6 protein-coding genes are annotated in these 5,943 nt (G+C 72.9%); 3 read left to right on the top strand and 3 right to left on the bottom strand.

The annotated features are described in order from the left end of the window. The first annotated feature begins 51 nt into the window (after nt 1-51). From ACIQOV_RS23500 to ACIQOV_RS23490, 3 genes are read left to right on the top strand one after another with little or no spacing between them, the layout of a single operon-like run. The gene (locus ACIQOV_RS23500) at nt 52-876 is read left to right on the top strand and encodes an ABC transporter ATP-binding protein (RefSeq protein ID WP_359912598.1); all 825 of its coding nucleotides are present in this window, start codon (nt 52-54) and stop codon (nt 874-876) included. A gap of 40 nt (nt 877-916) precedes the next feature. Next, nucleotides 917-1,801 (top strand): ABC transporter permease, encoded by an 885-nt coding sequence (locus ACIQOV_RS23495; protein ID WP_380540235.1) that lies wholly within the window; start codon nt 917-919, stop codon nt 1,799-1,801. Nucleotides 1,802-1,839: 38 nt separating this feature from the next. Further along, nucleotides 1,840-2,901, top strand: a complete 1,062-nt coding sequence (locus tag ACIQOV_RS23490) for an ABC transporter substrate-binding protein (RefSeq protein WP_359912595.1) — start codon at nt 1,840-1,842, stop codon at nt 2,899-2,901. Between the two features lie 54 nt (nt 2,902-2,955). Here ACIQOV_RS23490 and ACIQOV_RS23485 read toward each other — a convergent pair whose 3' ends face one another. Genes ACIQOV_RS23485 through ACIQOV_RS23475 form a run of 3 tightly spaced genes read right to left on the bottom strand, consistent with a single transcriptional unit; the run spans nt 2,956 to nt 5,918 of the window. Then, the gene (locus tag ACIQOV_RS23485) at nt 2,956-3,858 is read right to left on the bottom strand and encodes a sucrase ferredoxin (protein WP_359912592.1); all 903 of its coding nucleotides are present in this window, start codon (nt 3,856-3,858) and stop codon (nt 2,956-2,958) included. 39 nt (nt 3,859-3,897) lie between these two features. Then, nucleotides 3,898-4,620 carry a hypothetical protein gene (locus ACIQOV_RS23480; protein WP_401051390.1) on the bottom strand — a complete coding sequence of 241 codons (723 nt, stop codon included), beginning with the start codon at nt 4,618-4,620 and terminating at the stop codon, nt 3,898-3,900. A 17-nt stretch (nt 4,621-4,637) separates the two neighbouring features. Next, on the bottom strand, nt 4,638-5,918 hold the full coding sequence (locus ACIQOV_RS23475) for a hypothetical protein (protein WP_401051389.1): 1,281 nt from the start codon (nt 5,916-5,918) through the stop codon (nt 4,638-4,640). Nucleotides 5,919-5,943: the final 25 nt, after the last annotated feature.

The following is a 5,943-nucleotide window of genomic DNA, read 5'->3' as shown; positions in this document are numbered from 1 at the left end:
CGGGCCCGCTCCTACCTTTCCGGGGCAGGCAACAGACCCGGGAGGATCGACATGAGCAAGACCCCGGCGATCGAGCTGACCGGCGCGACCAAACGGTTCCGCACCCCTTCCGGGGCGCTGCACACCGCCGTCCGCGATCTCGATCTGACCGTCGCCCAAGGCGAGTTCGTCGCCGTCGTCGGCCCCACCGGCTGCGGCAAGTCCACCACGCTGACGCTGGTCAGCGGCTTGGAGGAGCCCACCGAGGGCGAGGTCCGGGTGTACGGCGAGCCCGTGCGCGGGATCGACCCCAAGGTCGGGTTCGTCTTCCAGCAGGACGCCGTCTTCCCCTGGCGCACCGTCCTGTCCAACGTGATGGCCGGCCCGCGCTTCCGCGGCGTGCCCGCCGCCGAGGCCCGGGAGCGGGCCCGGGACTGGCTCGGCCGGGTCGGCCTGGCCGCCTTCGAGGACCGCTACCCGCACCAGTTGTCCGGCGGCATGCGCAAACGCGTCGCGCTCGCCCAGACCTTCGTCAACGACCCGGCGATCCTGCTGATGGACGAGCCGTTCTCGGCACTGGACGTGCAGACCCGGGCGCTGATGTCGGACCAGCTGCTGGAGCTGTGGGCGGGGACCGGTTCCTCCAGGGACGCGGCGTCGGTCGTCTTCGTCACCCACGACCTGGACGAGGCCATCGCGCTCGCCGACCGGGTCGTCGTCATGACGGCAGGACCGGCCACCGTCAAGGAGATCTTCACCGTCGACCTGCCGCGCCCGCGCAGCGTGGAGGCCGTCCGACTGGAACCGAGGTTCGTCGAGCTGTACCGCGAGATCTGGGCCTCGCTCGGCGAAGAGGTGCGCATCACCCGGGAGAGAGGAGCGGGTCGTGCCGCTTGAGACCGCATCCGAGTCCGCGTCCGAGCCCGGGGCGGAGTCCGTGCCCGGGTCCGGGGCGGCGCCGGCGTCCGCGCCGGCCGCCGCCGGGAAGCCCCCGGCCGTCACGACGAGGACCGAGGCCCGTGAACGGGCCGCCCGCAACCGGAGGCTGGGCGTCTTCGGCGCCCGGGTCGCGGTGCTGGTCGCCTTCCTCGGACTGTGGGAGGTCTGCGCCCGGACGGACGTCATCGACCCGTTCAACTTCTCCCAGCCGTCGAGGATCTGGGACCAGATCTGGCAGTGGACCACCCACGGCACCGCGCAGGGCTCGCTCGGCGAGCAGATCGGCTACACCCTCTACGAGGCCCTCACCGGCTGGGTGATCGGCGTCATCGGCGGTGTGCTGCTGGGCATCGCGCTCGGCCGGGTCCGCTTCCTGGCCGACGTGCTCGGGCCGTACATCAAGGTGCTCAACGCCATCCCGCGGATCGTGCTCGCGCCGATCTTCCTGATCTGGTTCGGCCTGGGCCCGGCCTCCAAGGTCGCCTCCGCGGTGGTGCTGGTGTTCTTCCCGGTGTTCTTCAACGCCTTCCAGGGCGCCCGCGAGGTGGACCGCAACCTCGTCGCCAACGCCCGCATCCTGGGCGCCGACAACCGCAGGGTCACCCTCCAGGTGGTCATCCCCGCCGCCACCACCTGGATCTTCACCAGCCTGCACGTCAGCTTCGGCTTCGCGCTGATCGGCGCCATCGTCGGCGAGTACATCGGCGCCACCAAGGGCCTCGGCCTGCTCGTCGCGGCCGCCCAGGGCACCTTCAACGCGGCCGGCGTCTACGCGGCCATGACCATCCTCGCCGTCGTCGCGCTGCTCACCGAGGGACTGCTGACCTTCGCCGAGAAGAAGCTGTTCCGCTGGAAGCCCGCCGACGCGGGCGACGGCCGCTGAACTCCCCCCGTCGTCAGAAGAGAGAGGCACCCCCACCCATGCGCAGACCAGTCGCCGCCGCCCTCGCCGCCGCCCTGCTCCTCCCGCTCTCCGCCTGTGCCAACGACGCCGCCACCGCCGGCCACGGCGCCGTCGCAGCCCCCGCCGGGCAGCAGGTCGACGGACCCAAGGTCAAGATCATGGTCGGTGGCCTGGACAAGGTCATCTACCTGCCCGCGATGCTCACCCAGCGGCTCGGCTACTTCGCCGACGCCGGCGTCAACGTCGAGCTGATGACCGAGCCGGCCGGCGTCAACGCCACCACCGCGCTGCTCGCCGGGGACGTCCAGGGCGCCGTCGGCTTCTACGACCACACCATCGACCTCCAGGCCAAGGGCAAGAAGGTCGAGTCCGTCGTGCAGTTCGCCCAGGCGCCCGGCGAGGTCGAGGTGGTCTCCACCAAGCAGGCCGACGCCATCAGGTCCGGCGCCGACTTCAAGGGGAAGAAGCTCGGCGTCACCAGCATCGGCTCCTCGACCGACTTCCTCACCAAGTACCTCGCGGTCAAGAACGGCACCGCCGTCAGCGAGTTCAGCCCGATCGCGGTCGGCGCCGGCCAGACCTTCATCGCCGCGCTCCAGCAGGGCAGCATCGACGCCGGGATGACCACCGACCCGACCGTCGCGAACATCCTGGACAAGGGCCTGGGCAAGGTCCTGTACGACATGCGCACCCCCGAGGGCTCGCGCGAGGCCCTCGGCGGGCTGTACCCGTCCTCGTCGCTGTACATGAACACCGACTGGGTGGAGAAGAACAAGGACACCACCCAGAAGCTCGCCAACGCCTTCGTGAAGACCCTCAAGTGGATGTCCGGCCACACCCCCGAGGAGATCGCCGCGAAGATGCCCGCCGACTACGCGCAGGGCGGCGCCGAGCAGTACGCGGCGGCGATCAAGGCGACGCTGCCGATGTTCACCACGGACGGCGTGATGCCGGCCGACGGGCCGAAGACGGTGCTCTCGGTGCTCGCCGCGTTCCACCCGGACGTCAAGGGCAAGGAGGGGACGATCGACCTGGCGAAGACGTACACCACGGAGTTCGTCGCCAAGGCGGCCGGCTGACGCTCCGCCGCAGCGGTCCCGCGCTCACCCCCACGGGCGCGGGGCCGCCGCGTTTCAGACCCCCCGTACGGACAGCACGTCCATCCGCGAGGGCGTCCCCGCCGCCTTGCCGCAGCTCTCCGGGCGCGCCGGCTCGCTGGCCGCCTCGATCACGTCCACCTCCCAGGACCGCCCGTCCCGGTGCAGCACCGTCACCAGCCAGCGGCCCCCGCCGTCCGGCCGCTGGGTGAGCGTCAGCACGTCCACCCCGGTCTCGCCGGTGGCCAGCCGCACCGCGTGCTCGGCCGCCTGGCCCGGACGCTCCCAACCCGAGCAGCCCCGCGACCACTCCGGCACCACGTGCCCGGCCGCCGTCGCCGCCAGCACCTCCTTGGCCGTCTCCGGCGTCAGCCGCCCGTACGCGTAGCCGTACGGCAGCACCAGCATCGTGGGGGAGAAGCGGTGCCCGCCCAGGTGGGTCACCTCCCACACCTCGCTGTGCCCGGCCGCCGCCAGCTCCGCCGCGAGCGGACGGCCCAGCAGCGCGCAGCAGCGGTCCCGCCGCCCGTTGGTGCACACCAGGGCCACCGGGCCGCCGACGTGCTCCGTTCCGAAGCCGGTGTGGTCACCGGCGCCCAGCGCCGCGAAGTCCAGCTCCAGCAGCTCCGCCGGATCCGCCACCCCCGCCCGGCGTACCCAGCCGCGGCCGGGCACCGTGTGCGCCACGAGCACCTCGTGGCGTGCGGTCGGCAGGCAGTCGGCGTGCCGCCCGGGCCGCCGGATCAGGGCCACCCGCACGCCCGTCCCCGCCGCGGCCGCCTCCAGCGCCCGCCCGACCGCCGCGTCCAGGTGGCTCTCACCCAGCGCCTTCGCGCCCCACGGTCCGTTCTGCTCCACCAGCAGCCAGGTGGTCGCCACCGCCGCCGTCGCTGCCAGCGGCTCCGAAAGTTCACGCGACACGGTCGCACAGGTGCTCACCCCGGCAAGGCTACCCTCACCTGATCACCTTCACCCGGATCACCCGAACGCGGCCCTCACCCGCTGCGCCACCTCCTCGTCCACCGTGTCGTACAGCGGCTCGGAGACGGTCGGGAGGTCGGCGAACTCCAGGTGGATGCTGCGGACGACATCGGCGAACAGCTCCGAGTAGAGCACCCAGTCCTCGGGGCACGGGGTGCTCAACTCCAGCGAGAGCAGCTGGGACTCGTTCGGCAGCGGCAGGTGCACCTGGATCACCGAGGTGGTCAGCGTCCCGTCGACGAGCGGGACCGCCAGGCCGTCCAGCGGGGTCGACCCGTCGTCGACCGGGGTCGCCACGGCGTCGATCACCGCCACCGCCCGCCCGGCCGGCAGCTCGATCGCCGTCACCTCCGCCTCCGGACGGGACAGGGCCAGGCGGGTGAGCAGGAAGTCCACCGCGCCCGGGTATTCGGTGCCGACCAGCGGGCACACCGAGGCCACGATCGACGCCGTGCTGGGGCGGCCGTCCACGTCCACCAGGCACATCCCGGCGTGGATCACCCCGGCCTCGGCCATCGGCGGGATCAGCTCGGCCAGTGCCACGGCCCAGCGCACCCGCATCTCCTCGGGATGGGAGGCCAGCACCTCGCAGACCAGCTCCCAGAGCTCCTCGGCCACCTCGTCGTCGGTGCCCAGTACCGGGACCTCGTGGAAGGCGGGCGGGACGACGAAGCGGATCTGGAGCCGGGTGTCCTCGGTGGCTGTCGGAATGTCGGACATCGGGCCTTCCACGGAGGTCATGAGGGCTTGCGGATCCGGTTGCGGACGTCCAGCCAGGACGGCGGGACGGGGACCGGGACGCCGTACGCGCGGGCCTCGACGAGCAGGCCGAGGTAGGCGTTGGCCCGGTCGCGCAGGCCGGAGCGGTGCCAGGTCCAGTGCGTCTTCAGTGCGGGGAGAGCTGTGAGCACACAGGTGGCCACCAGGCCGCCGATGACGAGGATGGACTGCCGGCGCTGCTCGGAGTAGGTGAAGTCCGAGCCGAGAACACCGACCATCACGGCCACGACGAGGACCAGGGCGAAGATCTTGCTCCACATCGATCTCCGGCGGACGGTGCGTTTCTGCGCGGTGAGCAGCCCCCGGACCGCCTGTTCGTCCAGGAAGTCGACACCGTACGGGGCGCCGAGTTCACGGGCCCGGGCGGCCAGTGTCCAGTGCTGTGCGAGCGCGGCCGGCGGGAGCACCGGGAACCTGGGGTCGATCACGGCGCCGGCCGGCCACCACGAGCCGGGCTGCGCAGCGAGGCCGGGCCTGGTGACCTCGGAGACCCGCATGCGGCCGCGGTCGCGCATGTGGAGGTCGAGGGCCCACCCGGCACCGGCGAGCAGCAGGCCTACGAACGGCCCGCCGGGGCTGACCAGCGGGACGAGGCCGACGGTGTAGCCGCAGGTGGCACTGATCGCGGTGAGCGCGCACCAGCGGCGGAACCGGCGGGTGCGGTCAGTGGGCCCGGGGACGCGGGCGGCGCGGCGCCGCTGGCGGCGGGCCTTGAGACCGGCCTCGCGCTGGTCGGCGAGCCGCTGCCGACGGTGGCGGCGGGTGCGCTGGGCCGGGGTCTCACCGGCGTCGGCGAGCCGCTTGTCCTCCCGGGCGCGGAGGCGCCGCTTCTCGGTCTCGCGCTCGGTCTCCTCGCGGCGGGCGCGGTCCTCGGGGGTCTCGGTGAGCCGGTCCGCGAGCCGGTCGACCAGGGCGACGAAGTCGTCCCGACCGGCCGGGCCGGGGACGAGGACGTCCTCGACGCGGTGGCGCTCGGCGCGCTCGGCGGCGCTCTCGCCGACCTTCGCGAACGCGCCGTCCATGCGGGCGCGCTGTCCGGCGAGCCGCTCCTCGTACTCGACCTGCTCGCGCGCCGCGCGCTGGGCCTCGGTCTCGGTGAGGAGCTGGCCGATCTGGTCGGCGATCGCCGTGGCCTGCTCGGCGAAGATCTCCCGGGCCGGGGCCCAGAACGCAGCGGCGACGTCCTCCACGGAGGGAGCCGCGGGGCCCGCGCCGCAGCGGCCGGCATCGCCATGCACGCGGCCTTCTCCTGCCTCAAACCCG

Origin of the sequence: Kitasatospora sp. NPDC091257 (genome assembly GCF_044757675.1) — a bacterium.
Taxonomy (GTDB): Bacteria; Actinomycetota; Actinomycetes; order Streptomycetales; family Streptomycetaceae; genus Kitasatospora; species Kitasatospora lactacystinica.
Note: the sequence above shows the minus strand (reverse complement) of the source record. Positions and strands in the feature narration are given on the sequence as shown.

Coding starts and splice junctions, on each gene's coding strand:
- ACIQOV_RS23500 (WP_359912598.1), top strand. CDS start 52: ATGAGCAAGACCCCGGCGATCGAGCTGACCGGCGCGACCAAACGGTTC.
- ACIQOV_RS23490 (WP_359912595.1), top strand. CDS start 1,840: ATGCGCAGACCAGTCGCCGCCGCCCTCGCCGCCGCCCTGCTCCTCCCG.
- ACIQOV_RS23480 (WP_401051390.1), bottom strand. CDS start 4,620: ATGTCCGACATTCCGACAGCCACCGAGGACACCCGGCTCCAGATCCGC.